Here is a 17,943-nt window from a genome sequence, read left to right on the forward strand (position 1 = left end):
ATCCTATGAACGTGCTCCGTGCCTGGCCAGACACAGTCCGTCATCCGGACCCGGGGGGGGGAGACCTGAGGCGGCCGCCCGCGCGAGGCAGCGTCCGGGCCTGGCCATGGCCGGTCCCGGAACACCGCCGGGCATAGCCGCGCCCGTACTCCACGGCCCATGCTGATGACACACCAACTGCTGATTCCCAGGGGGATTTTGTGATGTCCGCTGCCCAGAAAGCCGCCCGTCTCGTCGCGGCCGTCCTCGTGACCCTCGCCGCCGCACTGCCGCTCGGCTACGGTTCCGGCGCCGCCGGGAGCGACGCCCCGGCCGGGACCATCGTGACCGCGGACGGCGCGCGCGACTCCCTCATCTGGGGCTGACACCCGTGGCACGTCCGGCCATCGCCGTCGTCGCGCCTCTGACGGGGCCGTGCACGGAGTCCGGGGCGATTCTCCTCGCACAGGTCGAGCGCGTGAAGGCGGCCCACCCGGGTCTGGCCGACTGGCACGTGCACGACGAGGCCAGGGGCGGGGCGGATGCCGTCGCCCGGGGCGGGTACGTGGCGGTGATCGGCCACTGCGTGCCCGAGGAGGCCCAGCGGGCGCTCCGCCTCTACGAGAGCGCCGGCGTGCTGTGCCTGCTGCCCTTCGTACGGGCTCCGGAGCCGGCGCTGAGCTGGGCGCCGGACGAGGACGGCCTGGCCCGGACGATCGTCCGCGGCGCGATCGCGCTGGGCGCCACCTCCCTGGCGGTGACGCACGACCCGGCACGGCGCTGGGCGACGTTGGCCGAGCGGGTCACCGGCACGGCCGATGCCGCGGGGCTCCCACGCACGAACGGCCCGGACACCGCCCTGGCCCTGCTCGTCCCTCAGAATCGCCTCTCGGCCGCACTCCGCATGCCGCCCAGGCGGCCGGTGCTGGTGGTGGCCGACTGCGGTCGGGCGGCCTCGTTCGGCGCGCTCGTCAACGCGTGGGGCGACCGGCCCGTGTGGGCCGTGCACCCGGGCTTCTGCCTGGCCCAGCGTGCCGCGACCGCCGCGACCGCCCTGGCCGAGGCGCTGGCCGACGACCCGGCACTGCACGGCCCCGCGCTCGCCGCGGCGGTCTTCCACCGCTCCGGCACCGTCCTGGCTCCGGGCGGCGGCGTGCTCGGCGAGGGCTGGTTCGTCTCGCGCCTGGATGCGGTGTGCCCGCCCCACGGCTGACCCGGGATCAGTACAACGCAGAGATCCCGCCCGATCAATCAGATCGGACGGGATCTCGTCAACTGCCCCCGAGCAAGCTCGGAAACAATCGCTGCGTGGACCTGAGGGGATTTGAACCCCTGGCCCCCTCGATGCGAACGAGGTGCGCTACCGGACTGCGCCACAGGCCCTTGCAACGAGTGAAACTTTAGCACCCCGATCGGCCTGCTTGGAAATCCGTTCCCGAGGGGCGGTCACCTGCGGCTTCGTGGGGCTACTCGTTGGCGGCCCGGGGCCGGCCCCCGTCCTCGTACTGGTCGAACAGGGGGGTGCGCCCGCGCTCCCGGGCCCGCCGTGCGGAGGCCGCGCGGCGGGCGTCGCTGCGGCCTCCGCCGTCCGCCCTCTCCTGCGTGCGGGCGTCCGCATCGCCGGGGTCCTGGCTGTCGGCGGGGGCGGTGGCGTCCTCGTGGTCGGGGGTGACGGTGCTCGACCGCGCGGAGCTCCAGGTGTCGGGGGCTCCGAGGTCCACGTCGCTGGTGGCCCGGGGCGCGACGGGCGCGGTCACATAGGTCGGCAGGGGCACCGGCACCGGCTCCCAGCTGTCGCCCTGTCCCGGCCGCCGCTGCCGCTCGCGCTGCTGGTCGACCCACTCGGCGTGGTCGGTCTGCTCGACGAGCGCGCGCCGGTCCGCCGCGAGGGCCGACAGGCCGGGGTCGGTCGCCGGCTCGGGTCCCGCCTCCGGTTCTTCGGCTTCTTCGTCGGCGGAGGCGCGCCGGCGGGGCTGCCGCTGGCGCTCCCGCAGCCGCTGGGCCGCGGCCTCGGCCCGGCGGCGGTCCATCTGGTAGGTGAAGCGGCGGCGCTCCTGGGAGCGCAGGTACGCGATGTACACGCTGAGCATGACGGCGGGCACACCGGGCGCCCACAGGAACGCCAGGCCGCCGACCGCGGCGACGATCGCGCCCAGGGTGAAGGCGAGGAACAGCATGGTGGTGGTGCGCCGACGGCGCGCGAGCACCTTCGAGCGCCGGGCCCGTGCTGCGGCCGCCTGGTTCGCCTGGCTGGTCTTGTTCGCCCGGGGGGTCGCGCCGCGCCGGGCGGCGGGCACCTGGCCCCGGCCGCGTTCGGCGCTCGCCGGGTCCGGTCCGGGTGCCGGGCGGGCCGGCTGCTCGGGGGCGGGCGACGGTAGGGGTGCCTGGGTCTGGGGACGCGTTTTGGACACGGCGAAGGCCCGGACGTCCACCGAGTCGGTGACGGCGTCCAGGTCGTCGGCGTCCTGCTCCCCCTCCTCGGTGGAGCGCGCCCGCAGGTCCTTGGCGTACCGGCGCTCCATGGCCGCCTTTCCGGACAGAAGCCGGATGGCGGTGCTGAAGCGTTCCGTCGGACGGGCCTCGTTCAGCTCGTCCTGCCTACGGAGCCACATCGGCACCAAGTAGGCGGCCCAGGCCCCGACAATGACTGCGTAGATGAGGCCGCTGCTGCTCACGCCTCACACGGTAGAGGGGTTTGCGTGAGGCCATCTGCCAATTGAGCCGGTGTGTCGCACGATCTGGCTGATATTTCGAACTTTTTTTGTGACCGATGCGATCAGCGGAGCGTCCAGGCCGGGAATTCAATGCCCCAAGACGGTCACCGGCCGATCAATTTCGAACATGTATTCAATTTCCGGGGTGATGCCGGATTCCCGGATTACTCTGCGATCGTGCCCGGTGCCAGCGCCTCAGCAACCCGTCCGGCACCTCTTCCGCCGTGAGCGCGAAGACCAGATGGTCGCGCCAGGCCCCGTCGATGTGGAGATAACGCGGCCTGAGCCCCTCCTCACGGAATCCGAGTTTCTCCACGACCCGGCGGCTGGGCCCGTTCTCAGGGCGAATGCAGACCTCGATGCGGTGCAGCCCGACCGTGCGGAAACAGTGGTCCACGACGAGCGCCACCGCCGTCGGCATCACCCCGCGGCCGGCCACGCCCTCGTCCACCCAGTAGCCGACATGCCCCGAGCACATCGAGCCCCAGGTGATTCCGGCCACGGTCAACTGCCCCACCAGCCGCCCCTGGTACTCGATGACGAAGGGCAGCATCCGGCCCGCGTTCGCCTCCGACCTGAGGTGGCGGACCATCTGGCGGAAGGTCGGGCGGTGTGCCAGCGGCCCGCCGGGCGTGGGCGGCGGAATGGTCGCCTCCCAGGGGCGCAGCCAGTCGCGGTTGCGCCGGTTGACCTCGCGCCACGCCCGCTGGTCGCGCAGCTTTATCGGCCTGAGGACGATGTCGCCGTCCACCAGCTCGACGGGCCAGGATGGGCTGTTCAGCTCGCACCCCCACTGCCGGGTCTGGGGTGGTCACCGCCGCGGAGCTGCTCGACGGCATGGACCAGCAGCGGCTCCAGGACCGCCAGTCCGTCCTTCACTCCGCCGCTGGAGCCGGGCAGGTTGACGATCAGCGTGCCGCCCGCCACTCCGGCCAGGCCCCGGGAGAGCGCGGCGGTCGGCACCTTCTCCCGGCCGAACGCCCGGATGGCCTCGGCGATGCCCGGCACCTCGTGGTCGATCACGCGGCGGGTCGCCTCGGGGGTGCGGTCGGTGGGCGAGATGCCCGTGCCGCCGGTGGTGACGATGACGTCGTAGCCGGTCTCGACACCGGCGCGCAGGGCCGCCTCCACGGGGTCGCCGTCGGGGACGACCTGGGGGCCGTCGACCTCGAAGCCGAAGCCCCTCAGGCCGTGCGCGATCAGCGGACCGCCCTTGTCCTCGTAGATCCCGGCGGCGGCCCGGTTGGAGGCCGTGACGACGAGAGCGCGGTAGGTCATGCCCGGCTCCAGTCGCCCGACTTGCCGCCCGTCTTCTCCTCCACCCGTACGTCCGTGATGACCGCTCCCTTGTCGACCGCCTTGACCATGTCGATCACGGTGAGCGCGGCGACGGAGACCGCGGTGAGGGCCTCCATCTCGACGCCCGTGCGGTCCGTCGTCTTCACCGTGGCCAGGATCTCCACCGCGTCGTCCGCGACCGACAGGTCCAGTTTCACACCGGACACCGACAAGGGGTGACACAGCGGGATCAGGTCCGGGGTGCGTTTGGCGCCCATGATCCCGGCGATCCGCGCGGTGGCCAGGGCGTCGCCCTTGGGGACGCCCTCGCCGCGCAGCAGTTCGATCACGCGGGGCGAGACGAGGACGCGTCCGCTGGCGCGGGCGGTGCGGGCGGTCACGTCCTTCTCGGACACGTCGACCATGCGGGCGGCACCCGCCTCGTCGATGTGCGTCAGGCGGTCCTGCGTAGGGGGGTCCTGCATGCTCATGCTGTGTGGCGCTCCCGGTCCGGGCCTGCTGTGCGCGACACGGTACCCCCAACCAGCGCCTCTCAGCCGAGCAGGACCACCTCGACCTCGGTGCCGGGCTCGACGGACTCGGTGTCCTCGGGGACCACGATCAGCGCGTCGGCGTGGGCGAGGGCCGCGATCAGGTGGGATCCGGCGCCGCCGACCGGGGTGACCCGGCCGTCGGCGTACGTACCGCGCAGGAACTGGCGGCGGCCCTTCGGCGAGGTCAGCGCCTTGTCCGCGGTCAGGGTCGCCCGGCTCACCGGCCGGTGGACGTCCTGAAGGCCCATGAGAGCGCGGATCGCGGGGCGGACGAACAGTTCGAAGGAGACGTACGACGACACCGGGTTGCCGGGCAGTGCCAGCAGCGGCGTGTGGTCGAGGCCGATGGAGCCGAAGCCCTGGGGCTTGCCGGGCTGCATGGCGAGCTTGCGGAACTCGATGCCGCTGCCCGCCTCGTCCGCGTCGGCGACGTGGGACAGGGCCTCCTTGACGACGTCGTACGCCCCGACGCTCACGCCGCCGGTGGTGACCACCAGGTCGGCGCGGACCAGCTGGTCCTCGATGGTGGAGCGCAGGGTCTCGGCGTCGTCGGCGACGGCGCCCACGCGGTAGGCGATGGCGCCGGCGTCGCGGGCGGCGGCGGTGAGGGCGAAGCTGTTGGAGTCGTAGATCTGACCGGCGCCCAGTTCCCTGTCCGGCTGAACGAGTTCGCTGCCGGTGGAGAGCACCACCACGCGCGGGCGGGGGCGCACGCGGACCGTGCCGCGGCCGATCGCGGCGAGCAGGGCGATCTGGGGCGGGCCGAGGATCGTGCCGGCCTCCAGGGCGCGGTCGCCGGCCTTCACGTCACTGCCTTTCGCGCGCACGTGCGCGCGAGCCTCGGCCGGGCGGTACACCTGCACGTGCCCCGTGGCGCCCTCGGGGCCGAGGCTGCGGGCGCGCATGCCGCGCACCGGTCCCTCGCCGAGCCCGCCGTCGGTCCACTCGACGGGCACGACCGTCTCGGCGCCGGGCGGCAGCGGGGCGCCGGTCATGATGCGGGCGGCCTGGCCGGGGCCCACGTGGAGCAGCTCGGCCTGCCCGGCGGCGACGTCTCCGACGACCTCCAGGGCCGCCGGGAACTCCTCGCTCGCGCCCGCCACGTCCGCGACCCGTACCGCGTAGCCGTCCATCGAGCTGTTGTCGAAGGGCGGCAGGGACACCGGCACCGTGACGTCCTCGACGAGGACGCAACCCTGGGCGTCGAGCAGATGCAGCTCGATGGGTTCCAGGGGGCGGACGGTGGCGAGGATGTCCTCCAGGTGCTCCTCCACCGACCAGAGGTGGTCGGGGCCGGAGTGGTCCTGGCCGGTGACGCGGGGCGCGGCGCTGCTCAACGTGCTACATCTCCTCGGCTACGTAACTGCGAAGCCAGGTCCGGAAGTCCGGGCCCAGGTCTTCACGTTCGCACGCGAGTCGGACAATGGCACGCAGGTAGTCGCCGCGGTCACCGGTGTCATAGCGGCGGCCCTTGAAGACGACGCCGTGCACGGGGCCGCCGATCTTCTCGTCCTGGGCGAGCTGCTGGAGGGCGTCCGTGAGCTGGATCTCGCCGCCGCGGCCCGGCTCGGTCTTGCGCAGTATGTCGAAGATGTGCGGGTCGAGGACGTAGCGGCCGATGATCGCGTAGTTGGACGGGGCGTCGGCCGGGTCGGGCTTCTCGACCAGGCCGCTGACCTTGACGACGTCGCTGTCCTCGGTGGTCTCCACGGCGGCGCAGCCGTAGAGGTGGATCTGCTCCGGGGCGACCTCCATGAGCGCGATGACGCTGCCACCGCCCTGCTCCTGGACCTCGACCATGCGCTGCAGCAGGGGGTCGCGGGGGTCGATCAGGTCGTCGCCGAGGAGGACGGCGAAGGGCTCGTCCCCCACATGCGGGGCGGCGCACAGGACGGCGTGGCCGAGGCCCTTGGGGTCGCCCTGGCGGACGTAGTGCATCGTGGCGAGGTCGCTCGACTCCTGCACCTTGGCGAGGCGGCCGGCGTCGCCCTTCTTCTGAAGCGCCGACTCAAGCTCGTAGTTGCGGTCGAAGTGGTCCTCGAGGGGGCGCTTGTTACGGCCCGTCACCATGAGGACGTCGTCGAGACCCGCGGCGACGGCCTCCTCGACCACGTACTGGATCGCCGGCTTGTCGACGACCGGCAGCATCTCCTTGGGAGTGGCTTTGGTGGCCGGCAGGAACCGGGTGCCGAGGCCTGCTGCGGGAATGACAGCCTTGCTGATCCGAGGGTGCGACTGAGTCATGCCCGCCACCTTATCCGGTGCCTTTGCATGGAATCTGCGGCTCCGGTTCATAGACGCTCATATGAGCGTATTGTTACGGTACGGGAGCAACCATTGAGTCACATCGGACGTCCGGACGAGCCTGACAAGCGGAGTTTGCGGCGCGCGTTCCTCGCGGTGAGGAACAGGTTGACGGCCGATGACCTGCGGGAAACGTCGGCCGCGCTGGCCGGGCGGGCGCTGGAGCTGCCCGAGTTGGCGCGGGCCGGGACGGTGGCGGCGTACGTCTCCGTGGGGAGCGAACCGGGGACGCTCGCGCTCCTGGACGCGTTGCGCGCCCGGGGTGTACGCGTCCTGCTGCCGGTGCTGCTGCCCGACAACGACCTGGACTGGGGCGTCTACGAGGGCGAGGGCTCGCTCGCGCGCGTCCAACACGGCGGGAGGATGGCCCTCTTCGAGCCCGCGGGCGAGCGCCTCGGGCCGGACGCCGTGACCACCGCAGACGCCGTGCTGCTGCCGGGGCTGGCGGTCGACACGCGCGGGATGCGGCTGGGGCGCGGCGGAGGCTCGTACGACCGTGTGCTGGCGCGGCTGGAGCGGGCGGGTGCGCGTCCCGCGCTGGTGGTGCTGCTGTACGACTCGGAGGTGGTCGGGCACGTCCCCGAGGAGCCGCACGACCGGCCGGTGCACGCGGTGGTGACGCCGTCGGGGGTGCGGCGGTTCGGGCCGGGGACCTGACGCGGAAACGGCCCTCCACGCGCGCGTGGAGGGCCGTTTCGGTTTCGGTGTCAGCGGCTCACGGCTTGAGCACCAGCTTGTCGGCCGTGCCGTCCTCGACCGCCTTGTCCGAGAAGGACCACGGCAGCAGTTCGCCGTCGGCCCACTTGTCCGTCTGGTCGACGTAGTGGGCGCTGTAGGCGTGCCCGGAGGCGCCGCTGAGGTTGATCCAGCGGGACTTGTCGAGGTCGCCGAGGTTCACCACCATCCGCATGGACGGCACCCACACCACGCCGTAGCCGCCGGCCGCGTTCCAGCCGGTCGCGTTGACGGTGGCCTCGCCGCCGCTGAGCTCCCAGGGGCCGCGGTTGAGGGCGTACTGGACGAATCCGGGGCCCTCGGTGCCGAGGGTCTCGTTCTTCAGGAACAGGCGGTGCAGCCGGCCCCAGGTCCAGGTGTCGATGTCCTTGCCGAGCTTGGCGGTCAGCTCCCAGCGGGCGTCGATCATCGCGCGCCTGAACAGCTGGTCACGGTTGACGGCGGCCGGGCGGGTGCCCGCCTTGGGCGTCTTCCACCAGTCGCTGTCCGGCTGGTCCATCAGCTTGCGGACCACCTCGAACCAGCGGTCGCCGCCGTCGGGCTGCGCCTGGTCCGGGTCGCGCTCGCCGCACTCGCGTACCTTCTCCGCCTCGTCGGCGGGCCCGGTGGTGTTGACCGGGTCCACCCACAGGCACTGGCCCTTGACCCGCAGCTCCTTGGGCAGCTTGTTGCCGAAGGCGAGCTTGAGGATGTTGCGCCAGACCGCGTTGAAGTAGGCGGCGGCCGCCGAGTCGGCGTCCTGGGTGTAGTCCCAGCCCTCCAGCAGCTTCTGCGCCTCGCGGACGTCCTTGTTCTCCGGGTCGATCTTGAGCAGCGTGGGCACCAGCAGCCGGGCGATCTCGCTGCTGTTGTCCAGCTGCATCTGGCGCATGTCGTCCGTGGAGATCTTGCCGCCGTCCTTGATCTTCGACTGGATCAGGTCGGTGATCCGCTGGCTGCGCGTGCCGTAGCCCCAGTCCTTGGTGAGCGTGTAGGGGTACTTGTCCGGGTCGACCACGGCCTGGTTGGCGGTGACGATGTAGCCGCGGTCCGGGTTGTACTCGTACGGCAGCGCGTCCTGGTCGATGTAGCCGGTCCAGCGGTACTTGGGGTCCCAGCCGGGCGCCGGGACGGAGCCGTCGTCGTCCTGGGAGCGCTTGGGAATCCTGCCCGGCAGGGTGTAGCCGATGTTGTCCTGGGTGTCCGCGTAGACCAGGTTCTGCGAGGGCACGTCGAACAGTGCGGCGGCCTTGCGGAAGTCGGTCCAGTTCTTCGCCCGGTCCATGGCGAAGACGGCGTCCATGGTGGTGCCCGGCTGCAGCGCGGTCCAGCGCAGCGCCACGCCGTAGCCGTCGCCTCTGTCGGGTGCGGCGGTGTCGACGGTGGCCTTCTTGCCGACCTTCACGAGCTCCTTGGCCCGGTCGGACAGCAGGGGCCCGTTGTTGGTCTCGCGGACGACGATCTTCCTGGGTGAGCCGCCGGCGACCTCGATGGTCTCCTCGCGCGTCTCGAAGGGCTTGATCTTGCCGTCGTACAGGTAGCCGTCGCCGGTGATCTTCTCCAGGTAGAGGTCCGTGACGTCCACGCCGGAGTTGGTCATGCCCCAGGCGATGTCCTGGTTGTGACCGATTATCACGCCGGGCATGCCGGCGAAGGTGTAGCCGCTGACGTCGTACTGGCACGCGCTGGAGACGCTGCGGCAGTGCAGGCCCATCTGGTACCAGACGGACGGCAGCGAGGGCGACAGGTGCGGGTCGTTGGCCAGCAGCGGCTTGCCGGTGATGGTGTGCTTCCCGCGGACGACCCAGGAGTTGGAGCCGATGCCGTCGCCGTTCACGCCGACGGCCGGCGGGAGGTCGCTCAGGACGTCGCTGAGGCCGGTGAGCTGGCTGTCCAGGCCCGAGGTGCCGGAGGCGGTACCGGAGGCGCCGGAAGCCGTGCCCGAGGCGCCGGCGGCCGTGCCTGCGGTGCCCGCCGTGCCGGTGGCGGTGCCGCCGGTTCCGCTCGTGCCGCCGGTGCCCGCGCCGCTGGTGCCGCTCGCGCCGCCCTGCTCGAACGCCCCCGTCAGCTCGTCGTACTGGCCCTCCTGGACGATCGCCTTGTTCCGGCCGTACGGGTACTGCGGGTACAGCTCGGCGATCTGCTTCGGGCCGAGGCGGCTGGTCAGCAGGGCGCGGTCGATCTCGTCCTGCATGTTGCTGCGCAGGTCCCAGGCCATCGCCTTCAGCCAGGAGACCGAGTCGACCGGGGTCCACTTCTGCGGCTTGTAGTCGTTGGTGAACCCGAGCGCCGCGTACTCCAGGGAGATGTCCTCGCCGTCCTTGCCCTGAAGGTAGGCGTTGACCCCCTCGGCGTAGGCCTGGAGGTACTTCTTCGTGGCGGCCGACAGCTTGGTGTCGTACTCCTGCTTGGCGACCCGCTCCCAGCCGAGGGTGCGCAGGAACTCGTCGTTGTCGACCTGGCTCTTGCCGAACATCTCCGACAGCCGGCCGGCCGCCATGTGACGGCGTACGTCCATCTCGTAGAACCGGTCCTGCGCCTGGACGAAGCCCTGCGCCATGAACAGGTCCGCGTCCGAGGAGGCGTAGATCTGCGGGATGCCGTAGCCGTCGCGCTTGACCTCGACGGGTCCCGAGAGGCCCTTGAGCGTGAGGGAGCCCTTGGTCTGCGGGAAGGAGGCCCGGACGGTGCTGATGGACCAGTACGCCCCGAAGGCGACGCCTCCGATCAGTGCCAGCACCAGGACGATCACGGCCAGGCGGGCTTTGCGCCCCTTTCTCCTGCCGGACTTGGCGGGCTGCTGACCCGTGGAGGCGGTGGTGTCGGTGGGCATCGCTGTCCTTGCTGTCCTAACGCGAGCGGCAGGTTCGGCTGTGCTTTTAACTGAGCGCTGGAGCAACGATAGGCGCAGGGCCCTGCGCCCCTTGACGCGGAGTCGGGAACCGGCCCGGACGAACGTTCGATCCCACCCCGGGAAGTGTCAAGAAATCGTCAAGAGTTAGGTAAGGTAACGAAGTAGTTGGCGCGATGCGCCACAGCTTCATGTGCGATGTACGTGAGCCCACGCGCGCGTGCGGGTGGGCCAGGGAAGGATTCGGCCGCTGACTGTTCACCACCTCAACCAGCTCCTGCTCGTCTGCTCGCTCGTCCTGCTCGTCGCCGTCGCAGCGGTACGGATCTCCTCGCGCAGCGGGCTCCCCAGCCTGCTCGTGTATCTGGGGATAGGCGTCGCCATGGGCCAGGACGGCATCGGCGACATCCACTTCGACAACGCCGAACTGACCCAGGTCATCGGATACGCGGCCCTGGTCGTGATCCTGGCCGAGGGCGGTCTGGGCACGAAGTGGAAGGAGATCAAGCCGGCCCTGCCGGCCGCCACGGCACTGGCACTGGCCGGTGTCGCGGTGAGCGTCGGGGTCACGGCGTCGGCCGCGCATTACCTGATCGGGCTGGAGTGGAGGCAGGCGCTCATCATCGGGGCGGTCGTCTCCTCGACCGACGCGGCGGCCGTGTTCTCCGTGCTGCGGAAGATCCCCCTCCCCGCGCGCGTGACGGGCACCCTGGAGGCGGAGTCCGGCTTCAACGACGCCCCGGTGGTCATCCTCGTGGTCTCGCTGTCCACGGCGGGCCCGGTCGAGCACTGGTACGTGCTGCTGGGCGTGATCCTGCTGGAGCTGGCCATCGGCGCGGCCATCGGCCTCGCGGTGGGCTGGCTCGGCTCCTGGGGGCTGCGGCACGTGGCGCTGCCCGCCTCCGGCCTCTACCCGATCGCCGTCATGGCCATCGCCGTGGTGGCGTACGCGGCGGGCGCGCTGGCCCACGGCAGCGGATTCCTCGCCGTGTACCTCGCCGCGATGGTGATGGGCAACGCGCGGCTGCCGCACTGGCCGGCCACGCGCGGCTTCGCCGACGGGCTCGGCTGGATGGCCCAGATCGGCATGTTCGTCCTGCTCGGCCTGCTGGTCACCCCGCACGAGCTGGGCGACGACATCCTGCCCGCGCTCGCCATCGGGCTGGTGCTGACCATGGTGGCGCGCCCGCTGAGCGTGCTGGTGTCCCTGCGGCCCTTCCGGGTCCCCTGGCAGGAACAGGCCCTCATGTCCTGGGCGGGGCTGCGCGGGGCGGTGCCCATCATCCTGGCGACCATCCCCATGGTGGAGGGCGTCGAGTCGAGCCGCCGGATCTTCAACATCGTCTTCATCCTGGTCGTCGTCTACACCCTGGTCCAGGGTCCGACGCTGCCGTGGCTGGCCCGCACGCTGCGCCTGGGCGATGGTTCGGAGGCCGCCGACCTCGGCATCGAGTCGGCCCCGCTGGAGCGGCTGCGCGGGCATCTGCTGTCCGTGGCGATCCCCGAGGGGTCGAAGATGCACGGCGTGGAGGTCGCCGAGCTGCGACTGCCGCACGGCGCCGCCGTGACACTGATCGTGCGCGGGGGCGAGTCCTTCGTGCCGCTGCCGACGACGATATTGCAACGGGGAGACGAACTCCTCGTGGTCGCCACGGACCCCGTCCGGGACGCGACCGAGAGCAGGCTGCGGGCCGTCGGGCACGGCGGAAAGCTGGCCGGCTGGCTCGGGACGGACGGGGCGAGCCGTTAGACGGCGTTTTACCCGCTTTGTGATTCATAAGGCGGACGAGCCTGTGGTGCTCACTTTCACAGGCACCCAGCCCTTGATCCCTGTACGATGAAGGCGTTACCCAGATCGAACCAACTCTGCCTGACGCAGAGCTGGCGCGACCGTATGGCGGTCGGGTCGCCCCTCCTCACCGGGCCCCGGCATCTACCGCAGTTCCGCGCAAGAGGACAGCTCTCGGCGCCGCCCGCCCACGGGCCCGCGCTACCAGGCGGCAGAAAGGCACGGGCCGTGGCGTCCACGGTCACCTCGAAGAAGTCGAAGAACTCGATGACCTCGAAGAACTCGACGGCTTCCGCCCGCCCGGGATACGGCCGGCTGCTGCGCACCCGCGGCGCCTGGACCTTCCTGCTCCCCGGCTTCGCGGCGCGCCAGCCGTTCGCGATGCTGACCATCTCCATCGTGCTGCTGGTGCAGCACACCACCGGGTCCTACGGAGCGGCGGGCGCCGCCGCGGCCGTCACCGGTGTCTCCATGGCGCTGTTCGCGCCCTACAGCGGCCGCCTCGCCGACCGCTACGGGCAGCGGGCCGTGCTGGTCCCCGGCGTACTGCTGCACACGCTGTCCGGGCTGACGCTGACGGCGCTGGCACTTGCGGACGCCCCCTTGTGGGCGGTGTTCGCGGCGGCCGTCCCGACCGGCGCCTCCGTGCCGCAGGTCGGGCCCATGGTGCGGGCCCGCTGGGGCGTGAAGCTCAAGGACTCGCCGCTCATGACCACCGCTGCGGCCTTCGAGTCCGTCACGGACGAACTGACCTTCGTCGTCGGCCCGCTGCTGGCCACCGCCCTGTGCACGGCCGTCGACCCGGCCGCCGGGCTGGTCACGGAGGCCTCGCTGACCCTGATCGGCGGTCTGCTGTTCGCCGCGCAGAAGAGCACCCAGCCCTCGGTCGGAGGCGGCAGCGGCCACGCGCGCGTGGAGCACGCTTCCGCGCTGCGGATCCCCGGGGTGCGCGTGCTGATCGTGACGTTCCTGGGCATCGGGTCCGTCTTCGGCGGTATGCAGGTCTCGCTGGCCGCGTTCACCGAGTCGATCGGCGAACCGGGCCTCAACGGCGTCCTCTACGGGGTCTTCGCCGCGGGCAACATGCTCTCCGGTGTCGTCTGCGGCGCGATCGCCTGGAAGGCGGCCCCGCAGCGGCGCCTCGTCGTCGGCTACACGGCGCTCGCGCTCACCGCGTCGGGCCTGTGGGCCGCCCACTCGGTGCCGGTCCTCGCCGGGCTCGGCCTGCTGGTCGGCATGTGCATCGCGCCCGCCCTGATCACCGGCTACACCCTGGTCGAGGGCCTGGTCCCGGCCGGGGCCCGCACCGAGGCCTTCACCTGGCTGACGGGCGCGGTGGCGCTCGGCCAGGCGGCCGCCGTCACGGTCGCCGGACAGCTGGAGGACCGCTTCCGGGACGGCGCCGGTTTCCTGGTGCCGATGGGCGGCACCGTGCTCGCCCTGGCGACCCTTCTGGCCCTGCGTTCCCGGCTGGCGGGACGTGCTCGGGGCCGCACCGTCGCGCGTGGCGTGGGTCACCGCGTGCCGGTGGCAGTGGACTGAACGGCCGGAATACGTCAAGATGGATCGTCGTTAGCACTCATCGAGTGAGAGTGCCAGGAGGAAGACAGTGCCCACCTACCAGTACCAGTGCACCGAGTGCGGCGAGGGCCTCGAGGCGGTGCAGAAGTTCACCGACGACGCCCTCACCGAGTGCCCCAGCTGCAAGGGCCGCCTGAAGAAGGTGTTCTCGGCGGTCGGCATTGTCTTCAAGGGCTCCGGCTTCTACCGGAACGACAGCCGCGGCTCCTCGTCGAGCAGCGCCCCGGCGTCGAAGTCGTCGAGCTCCTCGTCGTCGTCCTCGGACTCCGGCTCCGGCTCCGGCTCCGGCTCCGGTTCGAGCTCCGGCTCCGGTTCGAGCTCGTCGTCGAGCACCGGCAGCTCCACCAGCAGCAGCACCGCCGCGTAAGGCCTGTTTCTTACGGGACCCTGTCGCCTTTCGGCGACGGGGTCCTCGGCGTTTCCGCGTGCGGTTAGGGTGCGGGCATGGTGAACAAGGCGAACGTGGCGGACAAGGGGAGCGCCGGGATCGGCGTCATCGGCGGCTCCGGGTTCTACTCCTTCCTCGACGACGTGACCGAGGTCCAGGTGGACACCCCGTACGGGCCGCCCAGCGACACACTCTTCCTCGGTGAGGTCGCCGGGCGGCGCGTCGCCTTCCTGCCCCGGCACGGACGGGGCCACCACCTGCCGCCGCACCGGATCAACTACCGGGCCAACCTGTGGGCGCTGCGGTCGGTCGGGGTGCGCCAGGTGCTCGCCCCCTGCGCCGTCGGCGGCCTGCGTCCCGAGTACGGGCCGGGCACCCTGCTGGTGCCGGACCAGCTGGTCGACCGGACCAAGTCCCGCGCCAACACCTACTTCGACGGACTGCCGCTGCCCGACGGGACGGTGCCCAACGTGGTGCACGTGTCGCTGGCCGACCCCTACTGCCCCGCCGGGCGGGCCGTCGCGCTGAAGGCGGCGCGCGGCCGGGACTGGGAGCCGGTGGACGGGGGCACGCTGGTCGTCGTCGAGGGGCCGCGCTTCTCGACCCGTGCCGAATCGTTGTGGCACCAGGCGCAGGGCTGGTCGGTGGTGGGCATGACCGGCCATCCCGAGGCGGCGCTCGCCCGTGAGCTGGAGCTCTGCTACACGTCCCTGACCCTGGTCACCGACCTCGACGCCGGCGCCGAGACCGGGGAGGGCGTCTCGCACGACGAGGTGCTGCGGGTGTTCGCGGCGAACGTGGACCGGCTGCGGGGCGTGCTGTTCGACGCGGTGGCGGGGCTGCCGGGGGAGGACGAGCGGGGCTGTCTGTGCGTGAACGCGTTGGGCGGGATGGATCCGGGGTTCGCGTTGCCGTAGGTGGCGTGCTGCGGACTGTGGGGGCGGCTGACCGGGGAAGCGGAACCTGCCGTTCGGGTGAGGGAGTTGTCCACAGGGCGGCGGTAGGTCCACAGGCCTGAGCGGGCGGTCGCGGGAAGCCTCATCGTGGGGAGCGCAAGCCGGTCGCTCGTCACAGGTGGTGGTCCCCCAATGTCCCTCGCTCGCTCTTCGTTCGCGCCCTCCTCCCCCTCTTGGTCCGTCGCCCCGTGCCCGCCCGGCCCCGAGGTGCCGGCGACCCGTGAAGTGCCGCGGTTCGACCCCGTCCGGGTACGCGGCCGGGCCGGCCGGCTCGTGCGCAACCGGCGGCGGGCCCTGGCCGTAGGGCTCGCGGTCACCGCGACCGCGCTGGTGGCGGCGGGACCGCGGAGTGCCGACGGGGCCCGTGGGCATCCCCGGGCCCAGCCTCCCGCGCACGCGGTCCCGCTGTCCGGGAAGCAGCCCGTGCGCACGCGTCGGGCCGTGGGGGTGGTGACGGCCCCGGTCCGGATCGCCGACGCGGCCACCGTGCGGCTGCTGCGGCCCGGCGACCGGGTCGACGTCATCGCCGCCGAAGAGACGGCGTCGGGCGGCGATGCCCGGGTGGTCGCGCGCGGGGCCCGGGTGACGAAGGTGCCGGAGCCGCTGGAGGGCGCGGACGGCACAGGGGCGCTGGTCGTGCTGTCGGTGCCGCGTGCCACGGCGGCCCGGCTCGCCGGCGCGAGCACCACCGCGCGGTTGGCCGTGACGCTGTGGTGACGTCCCTGGTCTCGTCGAGTCGCTCGTTCGAAGGACCCAGGTGCTCCGTTCGGAGCAGCGTTGACGTAGGTTGCGGAGCGTTTTGTTCCGCAGGCTGCTCGTGCGAGGAGAGACCCCGAGGTGAGCGAGAAGAAGGATCCGAGCGTCTGGGAGGGCTTCAAGGCCTTCCTGATGCGCGGGAACGTCGTCGATCTGGCCGTGGCGGTGGTGATCGGCGCCGCCTTCACCAACATCGTCAACGCCGTGGTGAAGGGGATCATCAACCCCGTCGTCGGGGCCATCGGGACCAAGAACCTCGACCACTACAGCTCGTGTCTGAGCTCGACGTGCGCGGGCGAGCAGGGCATCAGGATCCTGTGGGGTTCCGTCCTCGGCGCCGCGCTGAGCTTCGTGATCACCGCGGCGGTCGTCTACTTCCTGATGGTCCTGCCGATGGCGAAGTACCTGGCCCGGATGGAAGCCCGTCGCAAGGCGAAGGAGGGCACGCAGGAGGTCATCGAGGTGACCGAGCTGGAGGTGCTGAAGGAGATCCGCGACGAGCTGGTCGCCCAGCGCGGCTCCGGGCACGAGCGGCAGTAGCGCTCCGGGCGGCCGCCCGGCCGGCTCAGAGGTGGTGGGGCGGCTTCTCGTCGAGGAAGCGCTTCAGGTCGGCCGCGCCGCCGCCGGTGTCGGAGCGCTCGCCCCAGCCGCGGTCGGTGTCGTCGGAGGACTGCTGGTCGAGCGGATCGTCGAAGACCAGCGCGGGCTTCGGCGCGCGCGGCTCGGGGTCGGGGGCGGTGCTCATGCGTCCAGGGTACGGTCGCGGAGAACATCGCGGTGAAATTCCCCGCTGCTTCTGTTGTGCTGGGAACCATGACGTCCAGCCCCGCTCCCCCACCCGTCCCCTCCCCAGCGTCCGGCCCCTCCGGCGGACCCGGCGTCCGGGGGCCGCTGCGCAGGCTCACGGCCCGGGGCCGCGGCGAGGCGCACCGGGCGGCCTCGCCACTGGAGCTCTTCTTCGACCTGTGCTTCGTCGTCGCGGTGGCCCAGGCGGGCATCCAGCTGGTGCACTCCGTCGCCGAGGGGCATGCGGGCGAGGGGATCCTCGACTACGCGATGGTGTTCTTCGCCCTGTGGTGGGCGTGGATGAACTTCACGTGGTTCGCCTCGGCGTACGACAACGACGACGTGCTCTACCGGGTCGTCACGCTGGTGCAGATCGCCGGTGTGCTGGTCCTCGCGGCGGGGGTCTCCCGGGCGTTCGGGGAGCACGAGTTCTTCGTGGTCTGGCTGGGCTACGTGATCATGCGGCTCGCCATGGCGGCCCAGTGGCTGCGGGCGGCCCGCTCCGCCGAGGGCCCGGAGCGGACGACGGCTCTGCGCTACGCCGGTGGTCTGCTGGCGTGCCAGGTCGGCTGGCTGGGGCTGCTGTTCCTGCCCGAGGGTGCCAGGACCTGGTGGTTCCTGGTGATGGCGCTGCTGGAGATGTGCGTGCCGCCGTGGGCGGAGAAGGGCCGTCCCACGTCCTGGCATCCGCGCCATATCGCAGAGCGGTACGGGCTGTTCACCATCATCGTGCTCGGCGAGACGATCGCCGCGGCCACGGTCGCCGTGAAGTCGGGCATCGACGAGAACGACGCCCTGGGCGAGCTCCTCCCCATCGCGGCGGGCGGGCTGCTGATCATCTTCGCAGCGTGGTGGGTCTACTTCGTGGTCCCCATCCACGACCATCTGCGGTCCAACCGGCAGGCGTTCCTGTGGGGCTACGGCCACTATCTGGTCTTCGCCTCGGCGGCAGCGATCGGCGCCGGGCTGGAGGTGGCGGTGGAGCAGACGGTCGGCAAGGCGCACATCTCCACGCTGGCGGCGTCGGCCGCCGTGACCCTGCCGACGGCCCTGTACCTGCTGACCTTGTGGGCCCTGCACTCGCGCCACTTCAAGACGGGCATCGCCCAGCAGCTGGTGCTGCCGACGACGGCACTGCTGGTGATCTGCTGCACGTTCCTCGACGACTGGGCGGTGCTCGCGGCGGGTCTGGTCTGCACGCTGTCGGTGGTGGCGGGAGAGACCCTGGCCCTGCGCAGGGCCGCCCGGACCGCCCGGGCCGACGGGCAGGGGGCGCCGGCCGGGTGACGGGGC

The 17,943-nt window shown here is 71.6% G+C and carries 18 protein-coding genes and 1 tRNA gene; 10 read left to right on the forward strand and 9 right to left on the reverse strand.

What is annotated here, in order from left to right; translation table 11 throughout:
- Positions 1–203: 203 nt before the first annotated feature.
- Both QF034_RS16680 and QF034_RS16685 read left to right on the forward strand, forming a co-directional pair.
- Positions 204–365: a hypothetical protein gene (locus tag QF034_RS16680; protein ID WP_307175721.1), complete on the forward strand. Its 162-nt coding sequence runs from the start codon at positions 204–206 to the stop codon at positions 363–365.
- Between the two features lie 5 nt (positions 366–370).
- Positions 371–1,192 carry a type 1 periplasmic-binding domain-containing protein gene (locus QF034_RS16685; RefSeq protein ID WP_307175722.1) on the forward strand — a complete coding sequence of 274 codons (822 nt, stop codon included), beginning with the start codon at positions 371–373 and terminating at the stop codon, positions 1,190–1,192.
- A gap of 96 nt (positions 1,193–1,288) precedes the next feature.
- On the opposite strand, the gene QF034_RS16690 is transcribed toward QF034_RS16685, so the two are convergent.
- The 7 genes from QF034_RS16690 to galU form a co-directional block, all read right to left on the reverse strand.
- Positions 1,289–1,362: transfer RNA gene (locus QF034_RS16690), tRNA-Ala, on the reverse strand.
- A gap of 83 nt (positions 1,363–1,445) precedes the next feature.
- Positions 1,446–2,654 (reverse strand): divisome protein SepX/GlpR, encoded by a 1,209-nt coding sequence (gene sepX / locus QF034_RS16695; RefSeq protein ID WP_307175723.1) that lies wholly within the window; start codon positions 2,652–2,654, stop codon positions 1,446–1,448.
- Between the two features lie 172 nt (positions 2,655–2,826).
- Positions 2,827–3,447: a GNAT family N-acetyltransferase gene (locus QF034_RS16700; protein WP_307179893.1), complete on the reverse strand. Its 621-nt coding sequence runs from the start codon at positions 3,445–3,447 to the stop codon at positions 2,827–2,829.
- Between the two features lie 23 nt (positions 3,448–3,470).
- Positions 3,471–3,971 (reverse strand): MogA/MoaB family molybdenum cofactor biosynthesis protein, encoded by a 501-nt coding sequence (locus tag QF034_RS16705; protein WP_020276509.1) that lies wholly within the window; start codon positions 3,969–3,971, stop codon positions 3,471–3,473.
- Positions 3,968–4,462 (reverse strand): cyclic pyranopterin monophosphate synthase MoaC, encoded by a 495-nt coding sequence (gene moaC / locus QF034_RS16710; RefSeq protein WP_029180854.1) that lies wholly within the window; start codon positions 4,460–4,462, stop codon positions 3,968–3,970. The genes QF034_RS16705 and moaC overlap by 4 nt, the downstream gene beginning before the upstream one ends.
- A 62-nt stretch (positions 4,463–4,524) precedes the next feature.
- Entirely contained in the window at positions 4,525–5,862 is a 1,338-nt protein-coding gene (gene glp / locus QF034_RS16715) for a molybdotransferase-like divisome protein Glp (RefSeq protein WP_307175724.1), read from the reverse strand.
- Between the two features lie 4 nt (positions 5,863–5,866).
- Positions 5,867–6,769: a UTP--glucose-1-phosphate uridylyltransferase GalU gene (gene galU / locus QF034_RS16720; protein WP_307175725.1), complete on the reverse strand. Its 903-nt coding sequence runs from the start codon at positions 6,767–6,769 to the stop codon at positions 5,867–5,869.
- Positions 6,770–6,862: 93 nt separating this feature from the next.
- On the opposite strand from galU, the gene QF034_RS16725 reads away from it, so the two are divergent.
- Complete coding sequence (locus tag QF034_RS16725) at positions 6,863–7,486, forward strand: 5-formyltetrahydrofolate cyclo-ligase (protein ID WP_307175726.1); 624 nt, start codon at positions 6,863–6,865, stop codon at positions 7,484–7,486.
- A 58-nt stretch (positions 7,487–7,544) separates the two neighbouring features.
- Here the strand turns inward: QF034_RS16725 and QF034_RS16730 are convergent, their stop codons facing one another.
- Positions 7,545–10,376, reverse strand: a complete 2,832-nt coding sequence (locus QF034_RS16730; RefSeq protein WP_307175727.1) for a penicillin acylase family protein — start codon at positions 10,374–10,376, stop codon at positions 7,545–7,547.
- A 238-nt stretch (positions 10,377–10,614) separates the two neighbouring features.
- Between QF034_RS16730 and QF034_RS16735 the strand changes: the two genes are divergently transcribed.
- The 6 genes from QF034_RS16735 (at position 10,615) to mscL (ending at position 16,404) form a co-directional block, all read left to right on the forward strand.
- On the forward strand, positions 10,615–12,144 hold the full coding sequence (locus QF034_RS16735) for a potassium/proton antiporter (protein ID WP_307175728.1): 1,530 nt from the start codon (positions 10,615–10,617) through the stop codon (positions 12,142–12,144).
- Between the two features lie 267 nt (positions 12,145–12,411).
- Positions 12,412–13,725, forward strand: coding sequence for an MFS transporter (locus QF034_RS16740; RefSeq protein WP_307175729.1), 1,314 nt, complete (start codon positions 12,412–12,414; stop codon positions 13,723–13,725).
- 67 nt (positions 13,726–13,792) lie between these two features.
- Positions 13,793–14,131: an FmdB family zinc ribbon protein gene (locus tag QF034_RS16745; RefSeq protein WP_307175730.1), complete on the forward strand. Its 339-nt coding sequence runs from the start codon at positions 13,793–13,795 to the stop codon at positions 14,129–14,131.
- A 77-nt stretch (positions 14,132–14,208) separates the two neighbouring features.
- Positions 14,209–15,069 carry an S-methyl-5'-thioadenosine phosphorylase gene (locus QF034_RS16750; protein ID WP_307175731.1) on the forward strand — a complete coding sequence of 287 codons (861 nt, stop codon included), beginning with the start codon at positions 14,209–14,211 and terminating at the stop codon, positions 15,067–15,069.
- Between the two features lie 171 nt (positions 15,070–15,240).
- A complete protein-coding gene (locus tag QF034_RS16755; protein ID WP_307175732.1) occupies positions 15,241–15,825 on the forward strand; it encodes a hypothetical protein in 585 nt (194 codons plus the stop codon).
- Positions 15,826–15,945: 120 nt separating this feature from the next.
- On the forward strand, positions 15,946–16,404 hold the full coding sequence (mscL, locus tag QF034_RS16760) for a large conductance mechanosensitive channel protein MscL (RefSeq protein WP_307175733.1): 459 nt from the start codon (positions 15,946–15,948) through the stop codon (positions 16,402–16,404).
- A gap of 25 nt (positions 16,405–16,429) precedes the next feature.
- Here mscL and QF034_RS16765 read toward each other — a convergent pair whose 3' ends face one another.
- Complete coding sequence (locus QF034_RS16765; protein ID WP_307175734.1) at positions 16,430–16,609, reverse strand: hypothetical protein; 180 nt, start codon at positions 16,607–16,609, stop codon at positions 16,430–16,432.
- A 68-nt stretch (positions 16,610–16,677) separates the two neighbouring features.
- Between QF034_RS16765 and QF034_RS16770 the strand changes: the two genes are divergently transcribed.
- Entirely contained in the window at positions 16,678–17,937 is a 1,260-nt protein-coding gene (locus QF034_RS16770; protein ID WP_307175735.1) for a low temperature requirement protein A, read from the forward strand.
- Positions 17,938–17,943: the final 6 nt, after the last annotated feature.

The organism is Streptomyces africanus (assembly GCF_030816955.1).
In the GTDB taxonomy this organism is placed as follows: Bacteria; Actinomycetota; Actinomycetes; order Streptomycetales; family Streptomycetaceae; genus Streptomyces; species Streptomyces africanus.